Raw genomic sequence first — 24,765 nt, 5'->3', positions numbered from 1 at the left:
CGGCGGCGGCGGCGGCGGCGGCGGCGGCGGCGGCGGCGGCGGAAGTAAGTAAGCCCGGTCGGACAAGTCAACCAGCGACTGTCACGCCGGTCGCGGAAGATGACGTGATCCTGCGCTCGATGATCTCGTCCCTGCGGAACGACGCTTGAGCTTTGTCGTCAGGGCGCGCGGTCGAGCGCCTGGGTGCACGATCGGGTCCCGGCGCCTCGATATGGAATTTCCGGGGCGGGATGCCGGGACAACCCGATTGTTTTCCGCTTGCCCTCCCGCACAGGGCCGCGTCCGCCGTACCGGCTTGCGCGGTGCCAAACCGGCCACGCCCCCGGCCTGTGCCGATACAGACGGTACACATGAGCCGGGCGGGCGACATCGTGGCGATACGCGCCGCCGATAGGGTTGCTCCCATCAACAGAGGGCAATTTCAGCCCTCTTCCAAATCAAGGGAGATACCCATGCTGCGCAAGACTCTCATCGCCGCCCTCTTCGCCGCCGCCGCCGTGGCCGTCGCCCACCCTGCCAGCGCCGGCATGCAGCCCAACGGTGCCAGGATGAACGGCCTCGAACTGAACGGCCTCGAACTGAATGGCATTCCGTTCAATGGCACGGCCCTGAACGGCATCGAGCCCAACGGCTCGGCGTGGAATGGCGTCGCGCGCAACGGCCTGGTCCTCAACGGCTTCATGAAGAACGGCCTGGCTTTGAACGGCCTCACATGGAACGGCACGTTGTGGAATGGCTATGCGTGGAATGGCTACGCGTGGAATGGTGCGGCCGCCGATGCCCAGGCAGCGACAGTCATCGCCATCGAGCTGACCGCGGCTGAGTAGATCGCCTCTGAGCGAATTGCCGAAGCAACGGCCCGCGCTTCAGCACGGGCCGTTGTGACGTGTCCTGGCTCAATGGACCTGCAGCAACGCCATCGAGCCGCTTGTTCGAAACATGGGCTGACCCGAAAAACGCGATCCACCCGGACCTGATCGGTCCCCCTCCGACTGGATGTGTCGCCCGACCGCCGGCACAAGATCCACTGTTCCAGCAGGAGGATCACAGTCGCCCCTTCATCGACTATCTGCGCGACTGCTTCGCCTGAGCCGGTTTTCCGTACCTGAAATACCACGCCGATCAGGCGGCCGTTCACCGGTTCGTCGGCGCCATCAGGCAGGGACTGGAGCCGTTTCGAGCCCGGGCCAGAACCCCGAGCTTCCGCATAATCGGCAACGCTGAATCGCCTCTCTTCTCGCTCTTGCCCACCCTGCAGGGTTCGATTAAATTCTAATCATTCTGATAGAAGGTGATGAACGTGGCCACCGAGACCAAGGTGCTGACAGCGCATGTCCCTCTTTCGCTGGCTGAAAAGGTCGAGGCGATGGCGGTGCGGCTGGAACGGTCGCGCGGCTGGGTGATGAAGCAGGCTCTTGAAGCCTGGGTCGATCAGGAGGAGGAGCGTCACCGCATGACGCTTGAAGCCTTGGAAGACGTCGATGCTGGCCGGGTGATCGATCATCAGGCAATCCAGGCATGGGCTGACAGTCTCGGTACCGACGAGCCGCTGCCGCCGCCTGTGAAATGAAAATCCAGTGGACCGGCAAGGCATCCTCGGACCTTGTGCGGTTATACGAGTACCTTCGGCCCATTGCGCCCGATGCGGCAGCGCGGGTGATCCAGCAGCTTGCACACGCGCCTGTCCGGCTGCTCGATTATCCGCGAATCGGCGAGAAGCTGGAGGCCTATAGACCCCGAGAGGTCCGCCGGATCATCGTGGGCAACTATGCGCTGCGCTACGAGATCACGAACGCCACCATCGTCATCCTGCGCCTCTGGCATTGCCGCGAGAACCGCAGCGTCGAATCGGATCAATAGGCGGCAACGTTCGGTAGCAGCGCGTGGAGGCCGCCACCACGATCAGCGGACACTGGTACGGGCGGAAAACGATCGATAGACCGCCCCAAATTGTTGTGGCAAATATGCAACACCTGTTGGATGGGCGGTGGCTAAACCGCCTCGGCGTTGAGTTCCCAAGGGGGAGAGAAGTTGATGGTGGGACCCGGGCACCGCATTCGCGCGAGCGTACGAGTCATTGTGCAGGCGACAGCCTGTTCGGTCGCGGTGCTGGCCCTGGTGTTGTGTACGACCGCGAGTATGCCGTCTCCCGCCCTGGCCCAGGTCAAGCCGCCGCCGAAGGCAAAGCTCAAACCGCGGGTCGCGGCCCATCCCAACGATGGCGCCGCCGATCGGCTCAATGCCAAATGGCTGCGCGAGAACGGCGCGACGGCCGGTGCCCCGAAGACGGAAGGCGCCACGCCGGTTTCACTCACCACGCCCACGGCCGCGGCCTCGAATAACTGGGGCGACCGCCTGGTCTCGCGCGCCATGCAATACCTGGGCACGCCCTATCGCTACGGCGGCGTCTCGCCGAGCACGGGCTTCGATTGCAGCGGCTTCGTCTACTATCTCTACGGCGCGGTCTTCGGACAGCGCATCCCGCGCATGCCGCACGACATGGCCCGTCAGGGCACGCCTGTCGCGCGCAACGAGCTGAAGCGCGGCGACCTCGTCTTCTTCGGCTACCGCGGCACCTTCACCCACATGGGTGTCTATGCCGGCAACGGCCAGTTCGTCCACGCCACCCATTCCGGCTCGCCGGTCATGGTGACGCCGCTCGATTCCGACTACTACCGCCAGCGCTATATCACGGCAGTGCGGCTGTCGCCGCAGTAGCGGCGGGCGGCGGGGCGCCCCTTTCGCGCCCAGCGGAACGGTCCATGAAAGCAAGAGCCGCAATGGCTGCGAGCCACTGCTGATGAGTGCCGGTTGTAGCGGCCATCGGTGGAAGGCGAGTTAATAAGGGGAGAGACTTCATGGCCATTTCACTCTACGACCTCAGCGTCACGTCGTTTCTGCAGGTTCTCGGCGGCGTCGAAGGCTTTCTCGCCAAGGGACTCGCTCATTGCCAGGAGAAGGGACTCGATCCTGACGAGATCGTGGAGACGAAGCTTTTTCCTGACATGGCGCCGTTCCGCTTCCAGATCGTCTCGGCAGCGCACCACGCCGCCGGCGGCGTCAGGGGCGCGATAGCCGGCGCCTTCTCTCCGCCCAAGCCCGCGGGCGAGGACTATGCCGCTCTTCAGAAGCTGGTGAGCGACGCTCGCGCCTCTCTCGAGGCGATCAAGCCCGACGAGGTGAACGGCATCGAGGGCAAGGACGTGATCTTCTCGGTCGGCGACCGAAAAATCCCGTTCAAGGCAGAGGGCTTCCTGATGTCGTTCTCGCTGCCGAACTTCTATTTCCATGCCACGACAGCGTACGACATCCTGCGCCAGAAGGGCGTGCCGCTCGGCAAGCGCGACTTCCTCGGCAAGCTGCGGATCGCGGGCGCATAGTTGCCGGTCAGCGCCTGGTAGACGAGGTCGCGCATCAGGCAACGGTACGGCAGTCGCGCGGTCTGCGACTGCATCATGAAGATCACGTACATTCGCTCGTGCGGGTCGTGCCAGAAATAGGTGCCGTGGGCGCCGCTGGTGGCGGCTCATCCGAACGATGGCGCCGCCGATCGATCGCCTGCCACGATGCAACCCATGCGCTAGAGCAGTTCATGGTTTGATGGAATCAATCGCTACTGTCGTCCTGAGCAAAGCGAAGGACCCTGCGGTGCGTCGACCCGCACGAACGCGCGGTCATGAGAAGGAAGACTTCACCACAGAGGCACAGCGCGGCCGTCGGCCGCAACCAAAGTATGGTGAAGTGAGTGCGTGATGGCGCTGGTGACGGGTCGGACCGCGTCGCTCCAGCGACGCCCCGACGCGCAGCGGCGGATCATGAGCGCCGCTGGAGCGGCGCGGTCCCAGCCGTCGCCACGACGGCATTCACTGGCCGAACCACCGCAAGGAGAATCATCGCAGTGCGCGACGATTGTTGACGTCAGTAGTACAGAGGACACAGAGGCACACAGAGATAAAGCCATGGTGTACCCTCGGCGAGCGCGAAGATTTTCCTCTGTGTTTCTCTGTGTCCTCTGTGCCTCTGTGGTGAAGTCTTCATCCCGCACCTGTGAGTCGGTGCGGTCGGCGCACCGCAAGATCCTTCGCTTCGCTCAGGATGACGGTGGTGGCCGACTCGACCTGCCATTTCCGTCACGCGATGAACTGCGCTAGTCGCCCTGGCGGATCATCGGCTGACAACCGGATCCCTCCGCAGGCGGCTTTCGGCCATTGACGTGCCAGATTTCCAAGCGACCCGCGCCCTTGACCTCGATAGAGCCTTGCGCTTCGCACTCGAACTCGCCTTTTACAAGTTCGTACGTGCCACGGGTGATCTGAATTGCTCCGCTCCGGCCATGTGACTCCATGCGGCTCGCGAGGTTCACGGCTTCGCCCCACAGATCGTAGATGAACTTTTTTCGGCCGATCACACCGGCCACGACCGGACCGGAATTGATGCCTATCCGAAAGGACAGCCGTCTGCCACCAAACTGACGCGCGTTGACGGCGGCCTGCATGTCCAGCGCAAGGCCAACCAAGGCGCCTGCATGGTCCGCACGCTCGCTTGGCACGCCCGCGGCGACCATATAGCAATCGCCGATCGTCTTGATCTTCTCGACCCCGTACTGGTCAACCAGGCCGTCGAAGCAGTGGAAGACCTCGTTGAGCAGATTGACGAGTTCAAGCGGTGTCATCGAGCCGGCCATCGGCGTGAAATTCACGACATCGGCGAACAGGATGCTGGCTGCAGGATGGTGCGTGGCGATGGTCCGCCGCTCGCGCTTCAGGACTTCCGAGACGTCTCTGGGCAAGATGTTCAGGAGCAAGCTCTCTGACCGTTCCTGGAAAAAATTGCGCTGGCCGACGAAGTAATGCAGCAGGCCGAAGATGATGGCTGTCACCGACCCGATGTTGAGAACGAAGAACAAGGTCACAAGCTGCGGCGGCAGGCCAGCCGGGTCGAGATATGGCTCCAGCAGCGCGCCAGCGATAAGGAGAATGACGAAACCGACGATCCAGAGCATCGTGCGCCGCAGATCCTCCAGCAACAGCGAGCACAGAGGGCACAACGTGGCCCAGATGATGACCATGCTCGATTCGCCAAAACCGCCGAGCGCCAGCATCACCAGCCAAGGGAGCACAAGGATGGTGAGGAGCTGACTGAATCGGTACCAACTGAGGTTCCTTGTCCAGGCGAAGAGCGCCGTGTTGATGGGCGTGAACACCGTATAGAAGGCCGGGATAGCGGCAGCGATCGGCACGCCCGCCGCGAAGTAAACGGCACTCCACAAGGCCGTGAGCGGCAGGGTCCCGACGCACAGCACGACCGCAACCTGTTTCTGCAAGGCCGTTTCGACGCTATCGCGCGGATCGGCTCCTACCCGGGCCGCCCAATCGAGCAGGGTCTTCGCAAGCCCGGTGAGTCGGCGTTGCGGCCCGGCTCTCATGCCTCCTCCGGATCTGCAAGGATCGGGCTGCCAGTCCTGGTCAGGGTCTCGTTGTTCCAGACGGAGAACATCCTGGGTGCCCCCTCTGTCGCGGGACTGGTGAAAGGACCCAATGATCTTGCCACGGTATCCAGGGTCGACAACCCCTGGCATCGAGAGTCGGCGGCCGCTTCAGCATCACGGCTCCCGCACATGCGGCGCCATCGCCGGTCATGGTGACGCCGCTCGGTTCCGCCTACTACCGTGAGCGCTACATGGCGGCGGCGCGGCTGTCGCCGCGGTAACAGCTGGCGCTGAAGAGGCTGTGATCTATGTCGGCATCGGCGTCGCGCCGTTCGTGCTTTAACGGTCGAGACCCCAAACGTCCGGATTTCGGGCGAAGGACGCGATCAGCATGTCGATGAGGACCCGGACTTTCCGTGTGGGATGCTGACCCGGCGGTCGGACGACATACGCGCCTGCCGACGGTGGAGGATAGCGTGTCATCACCGGAACGAGTGCGCCGGAGGCCACATGGTCGTGTGTGATGCAATCGGGAAGCCAGGCGATGCCGAGCCCTGCCACGGCGGCGGCGGCGAGCGCCGTCGCGTTGTCGGCCTTGAACCGGCCCTGCGGCTGAACCGTGACGATCCTGTCGCCATCCATGAACTGCCAGGCTTCCGTCCCCTGCATGAGGGCCTGGTGGGTGACGAGCTCATCCGGCGTCTGGGGTGAACCGCGCGCTTTGATATAGGCCGGACTGGCGACGAGCTTTCCGTAGATCGGTCCGATGCGCTTCGCGACCAGGTTGGAGTCCTGAAGGTAGCCGACCCGGATCGCGCAGTCGAAACCCTCGGCGATGAGATCAACGAAGCGTTCGCTGTAGGCAGTATGGATCTGGAGCTGAGGATGCTGGTGCGCCATGTCCGCCAGCACGGGGGCGAAGTGGGTCGGGCCGAAAGACACCGGCATGGCAACCCGCAGGCGACCGCGCAGGTCACCGGTCGGCAGGATCGTTTCCCTGGCCGTGTCGATCTCGGCGCTGGCGCGGGCCGCATGATCCCGGAACGTGAGCCCCGCTTCCGTCAGCGCGGCGCCGCGGGTCGTTCGCGCAAGCAGCTGAACGCCGAGTTCTGCTTCGATCCGCAAAAGCCGCCGACTGACGATTGACTTGGAGACGCCGAGCCGGCGCGCGGCGGCCGATACGCCCCCGGCATCGGCCACGGCGACGAATGTCTGCAGATCCTCGATGTCCACGTCGGCGTTCCCCGTTTCGCGACACAGCTGGCCGCACTATGGCCCTACCGCATCACCAACGGGAACGACAAATGCGTCCAGGCAACGTCACCGCCGGCGCATGCCGCCATGAACCCATTGCCGTCCATAGCGGCAGAGAAAGGACGTCCAGATGCTCCCTCGCAACGGCCTTGCTTCGCTTCTTCGTCCCGAAGACTCGGTCCTCGTTCTGATCGACCACCAGCCGTACCAGCTCGCGAACCTGAACAGCCACGAACCGCAGATGGTGGTCAACAATGCGACGGCGCTGGCGAAGCTGGCAAAAGCCTTCAATGTTCCGACCATTCTCACCAGCGTGATCGCGGCGCGCGGTGGACGTCTCTTCAAGCAGATCACCGACGTGTTTCCGGACCAGGACGTCATCGATCGCACCTGGGTGAACACCTGGCAGGACGAGACTGTGGTGAACGTCGTCAAGGCGACCGGCCGCAAGCAGCTGATCATCGCCGGCCTGTGGACCGAGGTCTGCGTCGCCATGCCTGCCATCCAGGCCGCCGGCGAAGGCTGGGACGTGACCGTGATCACCGACGCGTCGGGCGGGATTTCGAAGGAGTCTCACGACGTTGCCATCCAGCGCATGATCGCGGCCGGCGCGAACATGATGACGGTGATGGCGCTCGCCGGCGAATGGCAACGCGATTGGGCGCGCACCGAGCATGTCGAGGCGCTGACCGAGATTCTCATCCAGCACTTCGGCGGCAGCGGCATCGCGTATCTTTGGGAGCAGCAGCTTCTCAACACGCCTGTGCCGCGCGAAGGCTGATTCGGGCGGGGATGACGCGTATCGTGCACGACGCTTTGCGAGAAAGCTGACTGCCTGGCGACGCGCGTCATCCCCTCTCGGTCGGACATTGCCATCAGCCATTGCCAGCGACTGCAGCCAGCTCGGCCGCGCTATCCATCACCTGATGAAAGGGCCATGGAGACGTCGATCGAACGCTTTCCCGTTGGAACGGACAGTAGAAGCAAGCCCCGCATCTGACCTTCATTGACGTCCATGCTATCGCGCGGAAAGATAGCGCTCCAGCAAACTGAGCACCTCATTCAACGCGGGACCGTGGTGCATGCGTTATGCGAGCTGAGCGAGCCTGTTATTCTGGACGAAAAGTCAAATCGCGGCTCGCTTCAAGCTAGTTTAGCTAACCACCAGCCAGAATCTCCCGACTATGAGGTTCTCCCGACTTGCCCTCGACGCTTGCGGTCACCTTCGTTCCCATTACCACTTTTGTGCCGCTGGCTTCGAGCTGTGCCTTCCCACTCTTAGTCAACAGAACGATCTGGCCGGCACCATGGAGCTCAGCGCCGTGTTGCGCCTTTTGCTGGGTTCCCTCTACCCAGCGAACGGTCTTCGCTACCAACTCCCCTGAGGAGTCGCGCAGTTCGAGCGGGTTGATGGCCAACCGCTTCCATCCCAGATCGCTTGCTACGTACGGACAGATTGTCATGGTCTCGTTTTCGAGATTGCCAAAGAGATCGCCAGGAATACGGCACACGAGCTTGCTCTCACTCCGCTTGTACATCGGACGGAGGTAGTCGAAGGAGAACAGCCTTGGCAGTCGCTCGACGCCACTTGTCAGGTCCGCGGGGCACGGAAGCGCAATCCGAATTACCTCTGCCGATGATCGCCACGCCTGCACCGTGAAGTGGGTCTCTTCCGCGAGGACGAATGCTTCGGGCACCAGCGTTGAATGAACCACCGTCTCAGCCTGTTCAAGCCATTGCTCTGCTTCGATCCCCCCAAATTTACGATGTGGCATCGGAGGCAATGCAAGCCAATTTGGCCGTGGCTCTTCCTCGATAAGGAAATCCGAAAGGGACGGCCCGCCAATCTCTGCCCAAAGAACGTGGAGCACGTTGCGATCGACCGCTTTTGCTAAGTCCAGCTCTTGCACGACCTTTCCGATCGCCCGCAAACACGACGATGCCATCGGCCGGCGATACGCGAATTGAAGATGCAGTCGCCGCAATTTCCGAACGATGGCCTCTTCAACCTCGGGACCGAAGGCTGTTCGGCCACCGTCTTTGGCCATGAAGCTTGCGCACCGACGACGCAGCAGCTCCAAAGGAATGTCACAGGCATCGGTCAGCAGCTTCAAAGGACCGCGGAGCATCGATGTCCAAGTCCAAGGATCGCCCGACCAAACCGGCCGCTGTCCAGAAAGCAGGCCGGGTGGCGGATCAAAGTTATCCGCTTGCTCAGTACCCGACGGAAGCAACTGATAGAACGCGGGCAAGCCCTTCGAAGGAGGTTCCTCATAAGGCTCGCCAAAATCACGCAATGCGCGCTTGGCAATATTGGAGACGATGAAGTCGTCGCTGGTGGCTTCGATCTCAGAATCGCGTCGAAGGTAGGCCTCGAGTTGAGGCATTTTTCTCAAACGCTGCAACAGAGCAGCACTCTCTCGCCGTCCGTCAGGCAACTCGCGCAGGAAATGAAAAAGCTTCTCGACAAACGCGCTATCCGTTGAGGAGTTCGCGATGAACTCCCCGGCTCGACGAGCATGCTGAAGCAGTTCTGGACAAGAAAGACTGAAGCCTTGCGCAACAATGAAAGCCAATAGGTCGGAGTGGCTCCCCACCGCGTCGACAGGGCAAACTGGTGCCGCAAGACGAAATTCCCGATACTGCATCAGGTGAGCCTGCGTTTCTGCCCAGAACTCAACGAACGGAATCGGATCGGCGACGAGTTCCAAAACCTTGTCCAGGTTCAGAAACAGCGAGCTTCCATCTGTTTGCCCCGTAGTCAACTCACTCAGAAGAACGTCGAAACCGGTGTCAATCGCAGACTTTCCTTGCAACTCGATCCGAAGCTTTTGAACTGCCAACTTCTGGCCGCCCATGAAGGTGGACCAATAACCAGAGAGCGCTGCGGTCTCAGCCTTTGCAAAATATTCTAGCGCTTGCGTTCGGTATCCAAAGGCTAGGAACCGCCTTGCGAAGGCCACCATAGTCTTGGCGTCAGCCTCAATATGAGGACGCTGGCAGACGAAGTCCTCAATCTCGACCTCGGATGAGGTGGGTGCCAATTTCTCTGCAGCACGCGCATAAGAGTAGTCCACGCGATCGCCGTAGCCGGTTTTCCCGTCACCATGGCTGATGAGCTTGGACAGTGACTCAACTTCAATATCAAGCGAAACGCCACTTTCGGGTGACTTTTCGCCTGATTCTCCGTGGATCACGCGTCTCAACTTTTCCGTGATGTCTATAACCTCGGTGAGGAGGGGTTGAAGCGCCGCCTCAGTTTCGGAGGCTAGCTCCACTATCTTGCGCAGGATCACCTCGCGCTCAGATGGCGGGCACCAACGACGGATGGATGCAACCAATACCTCGATCGGATGAGCTCTCGCGGCAGGTGACATCGCTGGTAGGCATGCTTGCAAGCATCGATCTATGCCGCCGCCGTTGACGAAGGGAACCACTAGACATGAACAGGCGATCAGTACCAGCGGTGCCAATGAGCTGTCGTGCTTCGCCACTGAAGCAAGCGCTGCCTCGGAAATTTTGGCCCAGGTTGAGAGGTCGCTGTCGAGCAATCTAGCTGTGATACCGGCTGCAGCCCGCGGACATACCCCAGCACCCTCAAGTAGATCAGCCACGAGGCGTGCTGCTGTTTCGTCTCCTTCAGTCTCGTCCATGCCGAGAATAAACTGTGCAAATATAAGAGCCGCGTGCTCCATAGTCGCCGGAGAGGATTCGCAGGCTTTCAGAAACGACCATGCCCAGAACGTATATTGCGGTTCCTTCTTCGCTCGAAGCCAATAGCCGAAAGTGTCCTGATGCATTGCTTCCAGTGACACCCGCGCCTCAGAAATCTCTCCGACATGGCCATAGGCGCGAGCGATGGCTGCATACGAGTCAACTGCCTGTTGGGGTGTCCGGTCTGCCCGTGCTGCAGATCGCGTCGCATCGAGCCGAGTTCGTGCGATGCTAGAGTCACGGTCGACGTCAAAGACCGCAGTGGCGAAATTCAGTCGGAATTCGTCAGATCGCGATAAGTTGTTGTCGCTCTTGTTGAGCATCTCATCGACGAAAGCAATCACGTCGGCAAAACATTGTTCGCCCGCGTCCTTTGCTATTCGGATGATGCGGTGGGCGATACTCCCCAAAGAGGCGAAGAACCTGTATGCTGCGAAATCCCCTGAATCAGGCTTCGCTTGAGCAAAGAAGAGCACGATAGTTCTCAATGCTTGTCTAGTTATGCTCGGATCCTGCCTCTTCGCCAGCGATTGCAGCGCGCCGATCTCGCGCATCCTCACGTGTGCGTTAGCGAGCAATGAGCTCTTTTCGGGCAGTTCTGCCTGGGCTTCCTCCACTATTTCTAGATGCAACTCAGCGGCGAGGAAAGCGGTCTCAATGATCGCTCGGGACAGATCCCCCATGTCGTCTTGCGTCGAACCGTAGCGGTCAAGACGGGGAATAGCTAGCGTGGCCGCGATATGCCGCGCCAAGTCGGTCTTGCCGACCTTGAGTGCGATCGAGGTAGCGGCGCGTCTCCAAGACGAATGGGCTTTGACGAGGCCGTTAGCTGCAGTCGCGCTCTCCAAATAGACGATCGCATCGTCTGTTCTGCCACTTGAGTACGCTACTTCAGCAGCCTGAACCGCCAGACAGGCAACCTCTCCAACGTTTAGGGGCAGCACTTGCTCCAGGGCGTTCAAGTCTGTAAAGCGCCCGTCGATGATGGCGCCCAATGCAAGATGAAACTTTAGGCTGCGACGCGTCCCTGAACCATCATCATCATCATCAGCCACGGCTCGAGTCTTCACGACGATTGAATCGACCAATGCCGACAGCTTTTCGAGTGGCCGAAAGCGCTGCGCTCTTTGAATCCAACCTCGAGCACGCTTCATCTGGTAGGGGTCGAATCCCTCTCCGGCAAAAAGAATCTCCAGCGGCTCATTGGCTTCAAAGATTTGCCGAGCGCGCTCGGGTTCGCCGTTTCTCCAGTAGTAGTCGACCAATGCAAGCCAGCCTTCACTGCTCTCACCCACCTCAAGCGCGTGCCGGGTCGCGAGCTCGACGTCGCCTAAACCCATGAGCAGATCAACGACGTCAAGGTTGCTCACCGCTTCGAGTCGATAGTCGACCTCCTTTTCTATCAAAAGTTTGTTCAGCAAGAGAGTTCGATCGCCCGTTGGGCGAACCGCACCGTAGGTTAGGCGCAAGTCTGAATAAATTTCGCCGGGTGGACGAAACGCCTTGAGTGATTGGCGAAAGTAGGTTGGCTGTCCGAGCGCACGAACGCCGTCGAAATCCCCTGCCCGCGACCGATATCGCAATTGGAACCAATATTGCGGATCGTTGATGGGGGCGTCATGCGCTATAGTAGCCAGCCGAGCGTGGAAATCAGTTTCCACCTCCGCACTCGGTTGGCCGAATTTCCGGCCCGTCTCTTGGGCAACGAACAGGCGAAAGCTGTTATGAAAGATTGACAGGCGACCACTGACATTTCGAGAGAGCAAGAAGCCCGCAGTCGCTAACACATCCTCAACAGCTTCGTCGTTGCTTCCCTTACTAAGCTGTTCGCTCGAGAGAGTGCTCTCAGCACGCGCCAACAGCCCCAGGGCGGCACGTGAGGACCGAGCAGTGTCGAGTTTCTGCCAAACTCTCTCGTATATTTGTTGCAGCGACTGACCAAGTCCTTCCGCGTCGGATAGGATTTTTTCTGCCTCGTCAGCGTCCGACACAAGCTTGAGTGCTTCGATGAAGTAGCGGGCGGTAAGCGGATGACCGCTACATCTTTCAAACAGCGTCTCACGATCGACGAAGCTAGGCACAGTGGCTGCATCCGCCAAAGCGAACACGGCCGCTTTCGTCAGCGGGTCAATGACAATTGTGCGGTTGGCTTCCCTCGTCTGTTGAACGATTGTTGCGTGTAGTCCACGCAGTTCAATGCGTTGAGTCCCGAGCACAAACACCACGCCGTCGGGAATCGCCGCCGAGGCCGGGAGTTCCGCCAGAAAACTAACTACAGGATTCTCTTCCCGAGGAACATGGTCCAAGCCGTCAATAACGATCAGAGTTTTGCGTCCCGACTTGCGGAACCGTTCGCTTGCCGCGTCGAGCTGTTTCGCAAACTCTGCCCTCAATCCCGACAGGTTGTCGTGTGCGAACTTGGACGCGTAGAGACCCTGGCTGCGAAATTCGGCTATCAGATCGTTCAGAAATTCTCCCGCTTCTGCACGACCGAGCCCATGTCGCTGACCGGGATGGAATGCCAGGTAACGAGACACGCTATAGTCAGGCGTGGAATACAGTCCCCGCTGGAGAAGAGTCGACTTTCCTGTACCCGGAGGGCCAACAAGTGCGATGTATCCCTGCGTCGTTTGACGAATGAGATCCACAAGCTTGCGCTCCGTAGACTCATTTTCTTGATAGTCTGACGGAACGGGAAATACGTGAACGTTATGCTGGCTGAGCCGCGAGCGCCAGCCCAGCTTCTCGACCAGATCCTGCTCTGACCATCTCTGCCCAGGGCTCGAAGTCGTGATCAGGATCGGTAGTAGGCTACGAATGGCCTCGACCTTCTCACGTTCTGCGGGCTGGAACGTGGCGATACTGCTGGCTTGAAGTTCGCGTTCATCCTTCAAGTCTAGGTCGCAAAGAAATCGGACAAATGAAGCCCTATCCAGACCGGACCGAACCTGAAGATCGGTCAGCGCATCCCGCCAAATCGAAGTCTCAATCATCTCGCTCGTGAGGTCGTCGCGCGAAACGAACCGCGCGAATTCAGCACTATGCCGAGCGCCCGAAGTGCTCGCGTTCGCTAGAGCTGTGTCTGAGGTACTGAAAAAGCCCGGGAATATGTAACGTAGACGCACGGCGTCAGCATCGTAGCGTTGCTGCAGACCGAGCCACGACTCAGCCATGGCTTTGATGAGCAGACCTTTGAACTCGGTCGCCAAAGAAACATATGTTGCGTCCCGCGCGCTCTTGACTTGCGTGGCGAGGACGCGACCTTGAACGTGGATTACAAGGTCGTCGAATATGCCGGCGGACGGCTCAGAAACAGAGATCGCTTCTAGGGTACCATCTTGCATCAGACGAAAGAGCACACTGGAAGAGTATTCGTACTGCTTCCAGTAGCCAGTTATGGCTGATACTTCGCCAAACGATGATGCTTTATTCTGGCGTTCCACTCTTCGCGCTTATCATGGGCGGGCTGAAACTGAAAGACACCTGGACGAGGTCGCACCGGATTCCACAACCCGCCTTGGAAAGGAGTTGGAACCCATCGCAACTGCCCCCGGTCAAACCTCGCAATAGGGATGACGATACTAGGCCCTGACCAAGCTCAGACGGAATGCCGGGTGACCACCTTCCCCCGCTGCGGTGTCCGGCCGATAAGAAAGGCCAAGATAGGCTTGTGTAATGCATTTGACGTCGAAAATGGCGCCTTCGACATAACGCGCCACCGTGTCAGGCAAGAGGAAAAATTCATCGGTGTGGATCACTAAGATATACTGATCATAGGGGCCACCTTTAAGGTCAGCCTTGTCCTTGCCGTTGATCAGCTCTTGTAGGGCCGCAAGCAAGTCCCCGCGCGCCCATTCAAAATAGGCTACAGGCAGCCGAGACTCCCTTCCTGCGTTACGCTGCCTAATCGCCGTGATTGACTGCTCTAACGTCTCACGATGGACCAGCTCGGTTACCTCAATTCCAGACCATAACCCATCAACCATCCCCTCGCAGTCCGGCGGGTCTTGGCCTTCGCCTCGCGACACCAAGCGGTCCACCCGTAGTCCGGCTGCGCGAAGTATCGTGTCTGCAGCTCCCCTCTCCGCAATGGGCTTATCGCGCCATGCCCAATAGCTGTTCCGTGGCCGGGCGTTGGCCTCAATAGCCCTACGCAGACTTTCGATATCTTCACCCGACACGTCTGGTCCTCTTGGCGTCGAGAAGAGCGCGCCTGTCCCTCTCGCCCTTCGTTTCGAGAAAAGTAATCTTTACCGATCCGTGCTTGTGGCCATCATTCCACGATAGGTCGATCGTGTGGAACGTGCGCCGTGCACGAAGGTGAGCCAGTCGGATCGAGAGACGGCGCGCTCAAACATACCGCCCCGGTCAAGGCCAACCCGAGTCCTTGTACCGTTGCGGATTTTCCCTTTAGAGTCATATACTTGAAGTGCTTCTGGACACTTACGGAAAACTGGCGGAGAGGGTGGGATTCGAACCCACGGTACCCTCGCGGGCACAACGGTTTTCGAGACCGCCCCGATCGACCACTCTGGCACCTCTCCGCGGCTCCGGCGGGGTCCGGGCGCGCGGGTTATATCGAGGGCGCTCCGGTGGGGCAAGCATTGTGACCTTCAGCTTGCAGGTTTCCAGTTTGTTCTTGAAATTTGATCATCGCTAGAGTACAAATTACACCAACGGCAGGCCCCGGGCCGTCGCGGAACCGATCTGCGCCAAATCCCGCGGGGCAGCCGCAAGCCTTTGTTCCAACAGGAGAATCGAATTAGCGCAATTTCGGCAGCGCGTTTTACAACACATGGCTTTTGCCGCTCCGCCCGACCCGAACGTCCGGTGACGGCGGACGTCGGCGAGACCGCCCGACGCGGTTAGCGCAATTTCCGCAACCGCTTTTGACGCAGACCGCGGACGGGATGGTTCCCGGCCCGTCGCAACGATTGGTGGTTCCCACCCTGCGGGGTTGCGTTGACTCCGGGGCGATCGTGCGTATATTGCGCCGCCTTGAGCACGGCGGGCGGTTGGCCCGCTGTTTCGATTTTCGGGCCTTTGGCGCGCCGGACCACGATCGCGGGGCGGCGCCGCAGGTTCCCACGGAGTGGCGACGATGTATGCGGTGATTCGCACAGGCGGCAAGCAGTACCGGGTGGCCGCCAACGAGGTGCTGACCGTCGACCGGCTGACCGGCGACAAGGGTGCTTCGGTGGAGTTCGCCGAGGTGCTGGCGGTCGGCGGCGAGGATGGCGTCAAGGTCGGCGCGCCCGTCGTGGCCGGCGCCAAGGTGACCGCCTCGATCGTCGAGCAGGTCAAGGGTGACACCATCCTGGTCTTCAAGAAGCGGCGCCGCCAGAACTCGCGGCGCAAGAACGGCCATCGTCAGCTGATGACGAAGGTCAAGATCGATCAGATCGTCGCCTGAGCCCGCCTCGGCGCCAGCAGGATTCGGAGTAAGAGCAATGGCACACAAGAAAGCAGGCGGCTCGTCGCGCAACGGGCGCGATTCGGAGAGCAAGCGGCTGGGCGTCAAGCGCTTCGGCGACCAGGCCGTGCTGGCCGGCAACGTGCTGGTGCGCCAGCGCGGCACCAAGATGGCCGCCGGCTCCAACGTCGGCGTCGGCCGCGACCACACGCTGTTCGCCCTGGTCGCCGGCCGCGTGAAGTTCGCCACCAAGTCGGGTGGCAAGGTGTTCGTCAGCGTGGAACCGGCGCCGCAGCAGCCGCCGCTCGCGGCCGAATAGCCGTTCCCCGCACCTTCCAATTCGCCGAGGGGGAATGGCTCGCCATTCCCCCTCTTTGTTTGTCCGGATCACGACGATGAAGTTCCTCGACCAGGCCAAGGTGTTCGTGCAGAGCGGCGCGGGCGGGCCGGGCTGCGTCAGTTTCCGGCGCGAAAAGTTCATCGAGTTCGGCGGGCCGGACGGCGGCGATGGCGGCCGCGGCGGCGACATCGTGCTGGAATGCGTCGATGGCCTGAACACCCTGATCGACTACCGCTACGCCCAGCACTTCAAGGCCGAGCGCGGCCATCACGGCATGGGCAGCGACCGCACCGGCGGGCGCGGCAAGGACACCGTGCTGCGCCTGCCGCGCGGCACCCAGGTGCTGGCCGACGACGGCGAAACCCTGCTGGCCGACCTCACGACCATCGGCCAGCGCGTGGTGCTGCTGGAAGGCGGCGACGGCGGCGCCGGCAACGTGCGCTACAAGTCCTCGACCAACCGCGCGCCGCGCCGCTTCGGCCCCGGCGGCCCCAGCCAGGAGATGTGGATCTGGCTGCGGCTGAAGCTGATCGCCGACGCCGGCCTGATCGGCCTGCCCAACGCCGGCAAGTCGACGTTCCTCGCCGCCGTGTCGCGCGCCAAGCCCAAGATCGCCGACTATCCCTTCACCACCTTGCATCCCGGCCTGGGCGTGGTGCGCAGCGACGACGGCGAGTTCGTGCTGGCCGACATCCCGGGCCTGATCGAGGGCGCCAGCGACGGCGCCGGCCTGGGCACGCGCTTCCTGGGCCACGTCGAGCGCTGCGGCGCGCTGCTGCACCTGATCGACGGCACGCAGGACGACGTGGTCGGCGCCTACAAGACGGTGCGCGCCGAGCTCAAGGCCTACGGCCATGGGCTGGCGCAAAAGAAAGAGATCGTGGCGCTGAACAAGATCGATGCGCTGACGGAAGACGAGATCGAGGCCAAGCGCGCGGCACTGGCCAAGGCCAGCCGCAAGACGGTGCACCCGATCTCCGGCGTCGCCGGCATCGGCCTGCCCCCCGTGCTGCGCCTGCTGCGCAAGGCCGCCGACGCCCGCCGCGAACGCGAAGAGGCCGCGTCGTGAGTGCGGTGATCCTTACCTTCCCCCGCTTGCGGGGGAAGGTGCCCGAAGGGCGGATGGGGGGCGCAGATCACACGCCGGGTACCACGACAGCAGCATCGTCTGCGTGGCCGGTATCCCCCATCCGGCGCTACGCGCCACCTTCCCCCGCAGACGGGGGAAGGTATTCGTCTCACCATGGCTTGCGCTCATGACCGCGCGCGGCGACAAACGGCTGGCGGGTGCCCGACGCGTGGTGCTGAAGATCGGCTCGGCGCTGATCGTCGACGAGACCACGGGCGATCCGCGCCAGCAGTGGCTCGATGCGCTGGCCGGCGACATCGCGCGCCTGCGCCAGGGCGGCGCCCAGGTGGTGGTGGTGTCGTCCGGCGCCATCCGCCTGGGCCGGGCACGTTTGGGCATGATGCGCGGCACGCTGCGCCTGGAGCAGAAGCAGGCCGCCGCCGCGGTGGGCCAGATCGGTCTGGCGCATGCCTGGCAGGAGACCCTGGCGCGTCATGACGTCGTGGTGGCGCAGATCCTGATGACGCTGGAGGACAGCGAGCAGCGCGAGCGCTACCTCAACGCGCGGCAGACCATGACCACCCTGCTGGCGCAGGGCTCGGTGCCGGTGATCAACGAGAACGACACCGTGGCCACCGCCGAGATCCGCTTCGGCGACAACGACCGGCTGGCGGCGCGCGTCGCCGAGATGGTGAGCGCCGATACGCTGGTGCTGTTCTCCGACATCGACGGGCTCTACAGCGCCGACCCGCGGCGCAACCCGCAGGCCGCCTTCATCCCCGAGGTGCGCCGCATCACGCCCGAGATCGAGGCCATGGCCGGCGCCGCCACCAGTGCGCTCAGCAACGGCGGCATGGTCACCAAGCTGATCGCGGCCCGCATCGCCATGGCAGCGGGCTGCCGGATGGCGATCGTCGACGGCACCCGGCTCAACCCGCTCGCCGCCCTGCTCGACGGCCAGGCGCGCTGCACCTGGTTCCTGCCGGCGGCGAAACCCGATGCCGCGCGCAAGCGTTGGATCGGCGGCACGTTGAAGCCGGCCGGCACCCTGGTGGTCGACGACGGCGCCGCCCGTGCGCTGGCGGCCGGCAAGAGCCTACTGCCCGCCGGCGTGGTCACCATCGACGGAATCTTCGAAGCCGGCGCCGCCGTGCTGGTGTGCGATCGCAAGGGCCGCACCCTGGCCCGCGGCCTGGTCGCCTACGGCGCCGACGACGCGCGCCGCATCGCCGGCCGCCGCAGCGCCGATATCGAGACCGTGCTGGGCTGGCGCGGCCGCGAGGAGCTGATCCACCGCGACGACCTGGCGATGGAGTGACGGTATTCACAGTCCGGATGCCGCAATTGCGACACCGATTTGGCTTATGATGTGTGTCGGAAGGGGCTGATATGAACGTGCAGACCAAGCCCGTCGAGACCGAGACTGACGCCGCCGCCATCGTGCGCGATCTCGGCCAGCGCGCGAAGGCGGCCGCCGCGGCGCTGCGCACCGCGTCGAGCGACGCCAAGAACACGGCCCTGCGCGAAGCGGCGCGGCTGATCCGCGCCGAACGCCCGGCGATCCTGGCCGCCAATGCCCGCGACATGGATGCCGCGCGCGCCAACGGGCTCAACGACGCGATGCTGGACCGCCTGCTGCTGAACGATGCCCGCGTCGAGGGCATGGCGGCCGGCCTCGACGACATCGTCGCGCTGCCCGATCCGGTCGGCCAGGTGATCGAGGCATGGACGCGGCCCAACGGGCTGCGCATCAGCCGCGTGCGGGTGCCGATCGGCGTCATCGGCGTGATCTACGAATCGCGCCCCAACGTCACCGCCGATGCCGGCGCGCTGTGCCTGAAGTCGGGCAACGTCGTGATCCTGCGCGGCGGCTCGGAGAGCTTCCATTCATCGCGCGCGATTGCCGCCTGCCTGCGCCGCGGCCTGGCGGCGGCCACGCTGCCCGACGATTGCATCCAGCTGGTCCTCACCACCGACCGCGCTGCCGTCGGCGCGCTGCTGCAGGCCACCGGGTTCCTGAACCTGATCGTGCCGCGCGGCGGCCGGGCGCTGATTGACCGCGTCGCCGCCGAAAGCCGCGTGCCGGTGCTGAAACACTTCGAGGGCCTGTGCCACGTCTATGTCGACGGCGCCGCCGACATCGCCATGGCGCGCGACGTGGTGGCCAACGCCAAGATGCGGCGCGTCGGTGTCTGCGGTGCGGCCGAGACCGTGCTGATCGACCGGTCGGCGCTCGCCACGCACGGCAAGCCCGTGATCGACCGCCTGATCGAGCTGGGCTGCGCGGTGCGCGGCGACGCCGCGGTGCGCGCGATCGATCCGCGCATCGCGGCGGCGACCGACGACGACTGGCGCACCGAATACCTGGCGCCCATCGTCAGCATCGCCACCGTCGACGGCGTCGATGGCGCCATGCACCACATCGCGACCTGGGGCTCGGGCCACACCGACGCCATCATCACCAGCGACGCGGCGATCGCGGCGCGCTTCCTCGACGAGGTCGACAGCGCCATCGTGATGCACAATGCCTCGACCCAGTTCGCCGACGGCGGCGAATTCGGTCTCGGCGCCGAGATCGGCATTTCGACCGATCGCCTGCATGCCCGCGGACCGGTCGGGCTGGTCGAGCTCACGACGTACAAGAACGTCGTGCGCGGCCAAGGCACCGTGCGCCCGTGAGACGCCGCCTGGGCCTCGCCGTTGCGATCGCCGTCGCGGGCATGACGTCCGCGGCGCTGGCCGATCGCGCCCGAGGCACCGGCGGCAACTATCCCTTCGTCGAGGTTCGCGACGAGCACCGCGAGCTGGTCCAGGGGCCGGTGGCAACCAATGTCGTGCCGCTGTGGCCGGTGCGCGCGTGCTTCGGCTGGGTGGTCACGGTGCCGTACCGCAACCGGTACGTCGAGCTGGTCGAGATCCAGAAGATGCCGGCACCGACTCGGTTCGAGGGTGGCGGCTTCTCCGTCAACGAGCACAAGGACACCACCACGGCCCGGCGGCGCGAGTATGTCGGCAACGACGGCCACATGGAGAGCGCGTGGTGCGTCAACGACGCCGACCCCGAGGGCGAGGTGAAGTTCGAGGTCCATGTCGAAGGCCGGCTGGTCGCCGAGTTCAAGTTCTGCGCCGTCCGCGTGCCTGACGACAAACCGTTCCGGCTGGAAGAGCTGGCCTGTCCACAGAAATTCCTGGGATCGTGATCGTGGTACGTACCCTCTTTCCCCAGACGATCGCCTTGCTGGCCGCCGCCATGACCTTCGTGCTGGACCGTGGTCCGGCACAGGCCCAATCGGCATCCGACGTGGTCGACACCTTCACTTACGTCGCCGTCCACGATGCGCACGGCGCCGTCACGCACGGACCGACCCGCGGCGATGCCTTCCCCTTGTGGCCGGTGCGGTCCTGCTACACCTGGGCCGTGATGCTGTCCGGACCGGTGCGCACCGTGGAGCTGACCGAAATCCAGAAGACGCCGGGCCCCACCCGCTTCGACGTCACGTCAGACGTGAAGGTCAACGAAACATCCGACGGTACCGTCTGGCGCCGCACCGTCAGCACGCAGGGCGGCGGCGTCAGCGGCACGTGGTGCGTCAACGATGCCGATCCGCCGGGCGAGTATCTCTACCGCGTGCTGATCGACGGCAAACCGGTGGCGAACTTCCGCTTCTGCGGCATCCGCCTGGCCGAGGGCGAAGCCGTGAAGCTCGACGCACTCTCGTGCAAGGGCCGGTTCCTGGGATCCTGAGCGTGCGTCGCGACCGCATCCGTCCGTACCTGCCGGCGCCTTTCCGCGCCGGTCTGGGTGCCGTGCCACGCCGGGTCGGCCTGCTCGGCGGCTCGTTCAACCCGGCGCATGCCGGCCATCGCCACATCAGCGAGGCGGCGCTGCAGCGGCTGGGCCTGGACGAAGTCTGGTGGCTGGTCTCGCCGCAGAACCCGCTGAAGGCGTCCGACGGCATGGCACCGCTGGCGGCGCGCATGGCGCAGGCCCGGGACCAGGCCGCGCACGCGCCGATCCGGGTCACCGACATCGAGCGGGTGCTGGGCACGCGCTACACCGTCGACACGTTGGCGGCGCTGCGCCTGCTGTTTCCCGCCACCCGCTTCGTGTGGCTGATGGGGGCCGACAACCTGGCCCAGATGGCGCGCTGGAAGCGCTGGCCGGACCTCTGCCGGCTGATGCCGTTCGCGGTGCTCGACCGGCCCGGCAACGCCACGCGCGCGCTGGCCGGCGCCGTGGCCCGGCGGTATCCTGTGCACCGCCTGAACGAACATGCCGTGCGGCAGCTGGTCGATGCGGCGCCGCCGGCCTGGAGCTTCATTCATTCCCGGTTGAGTCCGTTGTCGGCAACGGCACTGCGTGCCCGACATCAACCGGCCTGACGTCCAAGGAGATTCCCCATTCCCGCCCGCCCGAAACGCAGCGCCCAACGGTCCGACGCCCTGCAGAAACTGGTCCTCGCCTCGCTCGCCGACGACAAGGCGGAGGACATCGTCGTCCTCGACCTCGCCGGCAAGAGCACGGTGGCCGACGCCATGGTTGTGTGCAGCGGCCGCTCCTCACGCCAGGTTGCGGCGATCGCCGACCACCTGGCGGAGCGCCTGAAGACGGACGGCCACAAGGGCGTGCGGGTCGAAGGCAAGGCGCAGGGCGACTGGGTGCTGGTCGACGCCGGCGACATCATCGTGCACGTCTTCCGCCCCGAGGTGCGCGAGCTCTACCAGCTCGAGCGGCTGTGGCGCTTCCCCGAAGATCCCGCCGAAGCCAAGCCGGCGCGGGCTGCCACGCGCCGGCGCAAGACGCCATCGCCGTCACCCGAAGACGGCGGCGAGCCTGACGCCGAAAGCTGAACCGGAGCGGCGCCCGTGCGCCTGACCATCGCTGCCGTGGGCCGTCTGAAGGCCGGCCCGGAGAAGACACTCTACGATTCCTACGCCAAGCGCATCGGCTGGCCGCTGACCCTGCGCGAGGTCGAGGAACGCCGCCCGCTGTCGGCGGCCGAGCGGATGGCGCGCGAGGCCGATCTGCTGCTGGCCGCCTGCCCGGCCGGCGCCACGCTGGTGGCGCTCGACCGGCGCGGCAAGACCTTGGACAGCGACAGCTTGGCCGTCTGGATCGGCGGCCGCCGCGATGCCGGCATCGGCGACCTCGCCTTCCTGATCGGCGGCGCCGATGGCCATCCCGACCCGCTGCTTAAACGTTGTGCATTGCAGTTGTCTTTCGGTCCGATGACGTTCCCCCACATGCTGGCGCGCATCCTGCTGATCGAACAACTCTACCGGGCACAGCAGATTCTGGCCGGTCACCCCTACCATCGCGCCTGAATCCGGCGGACTTGCCGCTTTTTTGCCGCGAAAAGAGGGTTACATTGGAGACATGTCCATGAGCCGATCCTTCCGCCTCATCCTCGCCGGTGTCGCCGCCGCGGCGCTGGTCGCCGCCTCCCTGTCCGCCGCCCTGGCGCAGGATCGCAAGGCGCCCAAGGTTCGCAGCATCCCGTTCGTGTCGATCACCAAGAGTGACGGCTCGACGCAATATTACGAGACCAACGCCATCCCGCTGCTGATCAACAAGGCCTGCTTCGGCTGGCGCACCTGGCTGGGTGGCCCCGACCGCACGGTCAGCCTGGTCGAGGTCCTGCAGACCTCGCAGCCGGCCAAGGACGTGATCGCCGGGCCCGAGACCGAGGTGTCGCCGGACAAGACGCGCGCCACCACCCGCATGCGCGAACGCGTGGTCGACGGCTATATGATGCGCTCGTGGTGCATCATCGATGGTGACCCGCCGGGCACCTATTCCTATCACATCACCATCGACGGCGAGCCGCGCGGCGAGTTCGTGTTCTGCGCCATCGAGATGAAGGACCAGGACGAGGAGGTCGATCCGACCGAGCTCTCCTGCCCCAACAAGTTCCAGTCGGTCGAACTGCGCCCGGCCGCGCCGACGGCACCGCCGGGCTGATCCTACGCGTTCCAGTCGCTGCGGTGCAGGCGGTAGAGAACGTGCCGCCGCAGCGCATGGCCCGACGGCAGGTTGGGATGCTCGAAGTCGTCCGCGGGTTTGCGCGTCATCCCCAGGCGCTCCATCACGGCACGTGACGGCAGGTTGGCCGGCGCGGTGAAGGACACGATCTCTTCCAGCCCAACATCGTTGAACCCGAAGGCGAGCGCCGCGCGCGCCGCCTCGGTGGCGTAGCCCCGCCCCCAGTGTTCCGCGGCCAATCGCCAGCCGATCTCCACGCACGGCGTGAAGGGAGCCTGGAAGGACGGCACCGACAGGCCGACGAAACCGATGAAGCGCGCCACTGCGGGAACCTCGACCGCCCACCAGCCGAAGCCGTGACGCGCGAGATGAGCGTGAATGCGCGCGACCATGGCATCGCTCTCCGCCCGATCGAGGCACTTGGGAAAGTGCGCCATGACGCGCGGATCGGCGTTCAGCGCCGCGAACGGCGCGAGGTCATCCTCCGTCCACGCCCGCAGGCGCAGGCGCTCGGTGGCCAGGGTTGCAACGGATGTCATGTCCCGATCATGGCACGGCGTAGACCTGCGCCGTAGCGATCTGGTCCTTGATCTTGATCACGGCCAGCTGCGTGCCGTCCGGCGACCAGCCAAGGCGGTAGCCGACGTCACCGTCGAGCACAATGCGGGACAGCCGCGCCGCCGATCCGGAGCGGCCTTCGGTATCGTAGATCTCGACCAGGGTCCGCCAGTCGCTCCTGGATCGACCGGCGATGTTGTAAGCCACGGCCAGTCGGCGATCACCCGGCGCGAAGGACAGAAATCCCATCTCCGGCCCGTCGAGGATGAGAACGGTCTTCGCCTCGCAGAAGTCGGTTCCCCGCGAAAAGCGGCCCGACGTGGTCATCTTGACCACGAGACTCCGGTCGCGGCTCAGCACCGCATCGATATTGCTCTGGCCGACGACGATGTTGCAGCGCCCGTCCGCCCGAAAGCCTGGCTCCGACGACGGTGACGCGGCAGGATCACTGAGCTTGTAGCGCCGATGATGCGCCACGATCGCATCGCCTTCCGGCGAGAACGACACATCGAAAGCCGAAAAGGTTTCGGTGGTAACGTCGGACAGGACCTTGCCGTCGGGTACGGACATCACCCGCACCGACCGCCCCTTGTCCCACACGGCCACCTGTTTGCTGGACGGTGCGAACACGACACCCTGGGCTTCGGTCGACATCGGTATGGGCAGGCGCCAGAGCTCGCGGCCATCCTGTGTCGAGATCCCCCTCAGCGCGACCGGCTTATTGCGATCGGCATCCAACTGGACGAAGGCGATTGTTCCGTCCGCCGACAGACCGATCGTCGCTGTCACAGGAAGCTTTGCTCCTGGCAGCGTGACAGCCGTCAGGCAGTGCGCGGTGCCGCGATCGGCCTGTGGTGTCGGGCACGGCAGTTCCGCGGGGCCACCCTGGGTGCGCCAGCCGTACCAAGCCGCGGCGCCACCGGCCAGGACAACAACAAGAGCCAGTCCGAGGATACGCCCGCGATAGCGCGGTCTGGTCGAACGCTGTTCCATCTACGCCGTTCCG

At 63.6% G+C, this 24,765-nt stretch carries 23 protein-coding genes and 1 tRNA gene; 17 read left to right on the top strand and 7 right to left on the bottom strand.

Annotation, left to right across the window (positions count from 1 at the left end; genetic code table 11):
- The first annotated feature begins 452 nt into the window (after positions 1–452).
- The 5 genes from FQU96_RS30040 to FQU96_RS30020 all read left to right on the top strand — a co-directional run bounded on the left by FQU96_RS30040 (position 453) and on the right by FQU96_RS30020 (position 3,380).
- Positions 453–827 (top strand): hypothetical protein, encoded by a 375-nt coding sequence (locus FQU96_RS30040; RefSeq protein WP_146545063.1) that lies wholly within the window; start codon positions 453–455, stop codon positions 825–827.
- 467 nt (positions 828–1,294) lie between these two features.
- Positions 1,295–1,570, top strand: a complete 276-nt coding sequence (locus FQU96_RS30035) for a CopG family ribbon-helix-helix protein (protein WP_146545062.1) — start codon at positions 1,295–1,297, stop codon at positions 1,568–1,570.
- A complete protein-coding gene (locus FQU96_RS30030; protein ID WP_146545061.1) occupies positions 1,567–1,860 on the top strand; it encodes a type II toxin-antitoxin system RelE/ParE family toxin in 294 nt (97 codons plus the stop codon). The genes FQU96_RS30035 and FQU96_RS30030 overlap by 4 nt, the downstream gene beginning before the upstream one ends.
- 279 nt (positions 1,861–2,139) lie before the next feature.
- The gene (locus FQU96_RS30025; protein WP_178130788.1) at positions 2,140–2,718 is read left to right on the top strand and encodes a C40 family peptidase; all 579 of its coding nucleotides are present in this window, start codon (positions 2,140–2,142) and stop codon (positions 2,716–2,718) included.
- A 140-nt stretch (positions 2,719–2,858) separates the two neighbouring features.
- On the top strand, positions 2,859–3,380 hold the full coding sequence (locus tag FQU96_RS30020; protein ID WP_146545059.1) for a DUF1993 family protein: 522 nt from the start codon (positions 2,859–2,861) through the stop codon (positions 3,378–3,380).
- Between the two features lie 767 nt (positions 3,381–4,147).
- Here FQU96_RS30020 and FQU96_RS30015 read toward each other — a convergent pair.
- A complete protein-coding gene (locus FQU96_RS30015) occupies positions 4,148–5,425 on the bottom strand; it encodes an adenylate/guanylate cyclase domain-containing protein (RefSeq protein WP_178130787.1) in 1,278 nt (425 codons plus the stop codon).
- Positions 5,426–5,767: 342 nt separating this feature from the next.
- The gene (locus FQU96_RS30010) at positions 5,768–6,661 is read right to left on the bottom strand and encodes a LysR family transcriptional regulator (protein ID WP_146545057.1); all 894 of its coding nucleotides are present in this window, start codon (positions 6,659–6,661) and stop codon (positions 5,768–5,770) included.
- A 151-nt stretch (positions 6,662–6,812) separates the two neighbouring features.
- On the opposite strand from FQU96_RS30010, the gene FQU96_RS30005 reads away from it, so the two are divergent.
- Positions 6,813–7,463, top strand: a complete 651-nt coding sequence (locus FQU96_RS30005; protein ID WP_146545056.1) for an isochorismatase family protein — start codon at positions 6,813–6,815, stop codon at positions 7,461–7,463.
- A gap of 376 nt (positions 7,464–7,839) precedes the next feature.
- Here FQU96_RS30005 and FQU96_RS30000 read toward each other — a convergent pair whose 3' ends face one another.
- The 3 genes from FQU96_RS30000 to FQU96_RS29990 all read right to left on the bottom strand — a co-directional run bounded on the left by FQU96_RS30000 (position 7,840) and on the right by FQU96_RS29990 (position 14,940).
- Positions 7,840–13,839 carry an ATP-binding protein gene (locus tag FQU96_RS30000; protein ID WP_146545055.1) on the bottom strand — a complete coding sequence of 2,000 codons (6,000 nt, stop codon included), beginning with the start codon at positions 13,837–13,839 and terminating at the stop codon, positions 7,840–7,842.
- A gap of 138 nt (positions 13,840–13,977) precedes the next feature.
- Positions 13,978–14,577, bottom strand: coding sequence for a hypothetical protein (locus tag FQU96_RS29995; RefSeq protein ID WP_146545054.1), 600 nt, complete (start codon positions 14,575–14,577; stop codon positions 13,978–13,980).
- A 273-nt stretch (positions 14,578–14,850) separates the two neighbouring features.
- Positions 14,851–14,940: transfer RNA gene (locus FQU96_RS29990), tRNA-Ser, on the bottom strand.
- Positions 14,941–15,497: 557 nt separating this feature from the next.
- On the opposite strand from FQU96_RS29990, the gene rplU reads away from it, so the two are divergent.
- The 11 genes from rplU (at position 15,498) to FQU96_RS29940 (ending at position 23,180) form a co-directional block, all read left to right on the top strand.
- Positions 15,498–15,809, top strand: coding sequence for a 50S ribosomal protein L21 (rplU, locus tag FQU96_RS29985; RefSeq protein WP_146545053.1), 312 nt, complete (start codon positions 15,498–15,500; stop codon positions 15,807–15,809).
- A gap of 37 nt (positions 15,810–15,846) precedes the next feature.
- On the top strand, positions 15,847–16,128 hold the full coding sequence (gene rpmA / locus FQU96_RS29980) for a 50S ribosomal protein L27 (protein ID WP_146545052.1): 282 nt from the start codon (positions 15,847–15,849) through the stop codon (positions 16,126–16,128).
- 76 nt (positions 16,129–16,204) lie between these two features.
- Positions 16,205–17,218, top strand: coding sequence for a GTPase ObgE (obgE, locus tag FQU96_RS29975; RefSeq protein ID WP_146545051.1), 1,014 nt, complete (start codon positions 16,205–16,207; stop codon positions 17,216–17,218).
- Positions 17,219–17,405: 187 nt separating this feature from the next.
- Positions 17,406–18,536 (top strand): glutamate 5-kinase, encoded by a 1,131-nt coding sequence (gene proB / locus FQU96_RS29970; RefSeq protein ID WP_146545050.1) that lies wholly within the window; start codon positions 17,406–17,408, stop codon positions 18,534–18,536.
- Positions 18,537–18,607: 71 nt separating this feature from the next.
- Positions 18,608–19,897, top strand: a complete 1,290-nt coding sequence (locus tag FQU96_RS29965) for a glutamate-5-semialdehyde dehydrogenase (protein WP_146545049.1) — start codon at positions 18,608–18,610, stop codon at positions 19,895–19,897.
- Positions 19,894–20,418 carry a hypothetical protein gene (locus tag FQU96_RS29960; protein ID WP_146545048.1) on the top strand — a complete coding sequence of 175 codons (525 nt, stop codon included), beginning with the start codon at positions 19,894–19,896 and terminating at the stop codon, positions 20,416–20,418. The genes FQU96_RS29965 and FQU96_RS29960 overlap by 4 nt, the downstream gene beginning before the upstream one ends.
- A gap of 2 nt (positions 20,419–20,420) precedes the next feature.
- A complete protein-coding gene (locus tag FQU96_RS42845) occupies positions 20,421–20,963 on the top strand; it encodes a hypothetical protein (RefSeq protein WP_255468626.1) in 543 nt (180 codons plus the stop codon).
- A gap of 2 nt (positions 20,964–20,965) precedes the next feature.
- Positions 20,966–21,601 (top strand): nicotinate-nucleotide adenylyltransferase, encoded by a 636-nt coding sequence (locus tag FQU96_RS42840; protein WP_255468625.1) that lies wholly within the window; start codon positions 20,966–20,968, stop codon positions 21,599–21,601.
- Positions 21,602–21,619: 18 nt separating this feature from the next.
- Positions 21,620–22,069 carry a ribosome silencing factor gene (gene rsfS / locus FQU96_RS29950; RefSeq protein ID WP_218574934.1) on the top strand — a complete coding sequence of 150 codons (450 nt, stop codon included), beginning with the start codon at positions 21,620–21,622 and terminating at the stop codon, positions 22,067–22,069.
- 15 nt (positions 22,070–22,084) lie between these two features.
- Positions 22,085–22,543, top strand: a complete 459-nt coding sequence (gene rlmH, locus FQU96_RS29945; protein ID WP_146545045.1) for a 23S rRNA (pseudouridine(1915)-N(3))-methyltransferase RlmH — start codon at positions 22,085–22,087, stop codon at positions 22,541–22,543.
- 58 nt (positions 22,544–22,601) lie between these two features.
- On the top strand, positions 22,602–23,180 hold the full coding sequence (locus FQU96_RS29940) for a hypothetical protein (RefSeq protein WP_146545044.1): 579 nt from the start codon (positions 22,602–22,604) through the stop codon (positions 23,178–23,180).
- Between the two features lie 2 nt (positions 23,181–23,182).
- Here the strand turns inward: FQU96_RS29940 and FQU96_RS29935 are convergent, their stop codons facing one another.
- Both FQU96_RS29935 and FQU96_RS29930 read right to left on the bottom strand, forming a co-directional pair.
- Positions 23,183–23,740 (bottom strand): GNAT family N-acetyltransferase, encoded by a 558-nt coding sequence (locus FQU96_RS29935; RefSeq protein ID WP_146545043.1) that lies wholly within the window; start codon positions 23,738–23,740, stop codon positions 23,183–23,185.
- A gap of 7 nt (positions 23,741–23,747) precedes the next feature.
- The gene (locus tag FQU96_RS29930) at positions 23,748–24,752 is read right to left on the bottom strand and encodes a hypothetical protein (protein ID WP_146545042.1); all 1,005 of its coding nucleotides are present in this window, start codon (positions 24,750–24,752) and stop codon (positions 23,748–23,750) included.
- Positions 24,753–24,765: the final 13 nt, after the last annotated feature.

The organism is Reyranella sp. CPCC 100927, assembly GCF_007859315.1.
Lineage (GTDB): Bacteria > Pseudomonadota > Alphaproteobacteria > Reyranellales > Reyranellaceae > Vineibacter.
The sequence above is the reverse complement of the archived record's forward strand: the minus strand, read 5'-3'. Positions and strand labels throughout refer to the sequence as shown.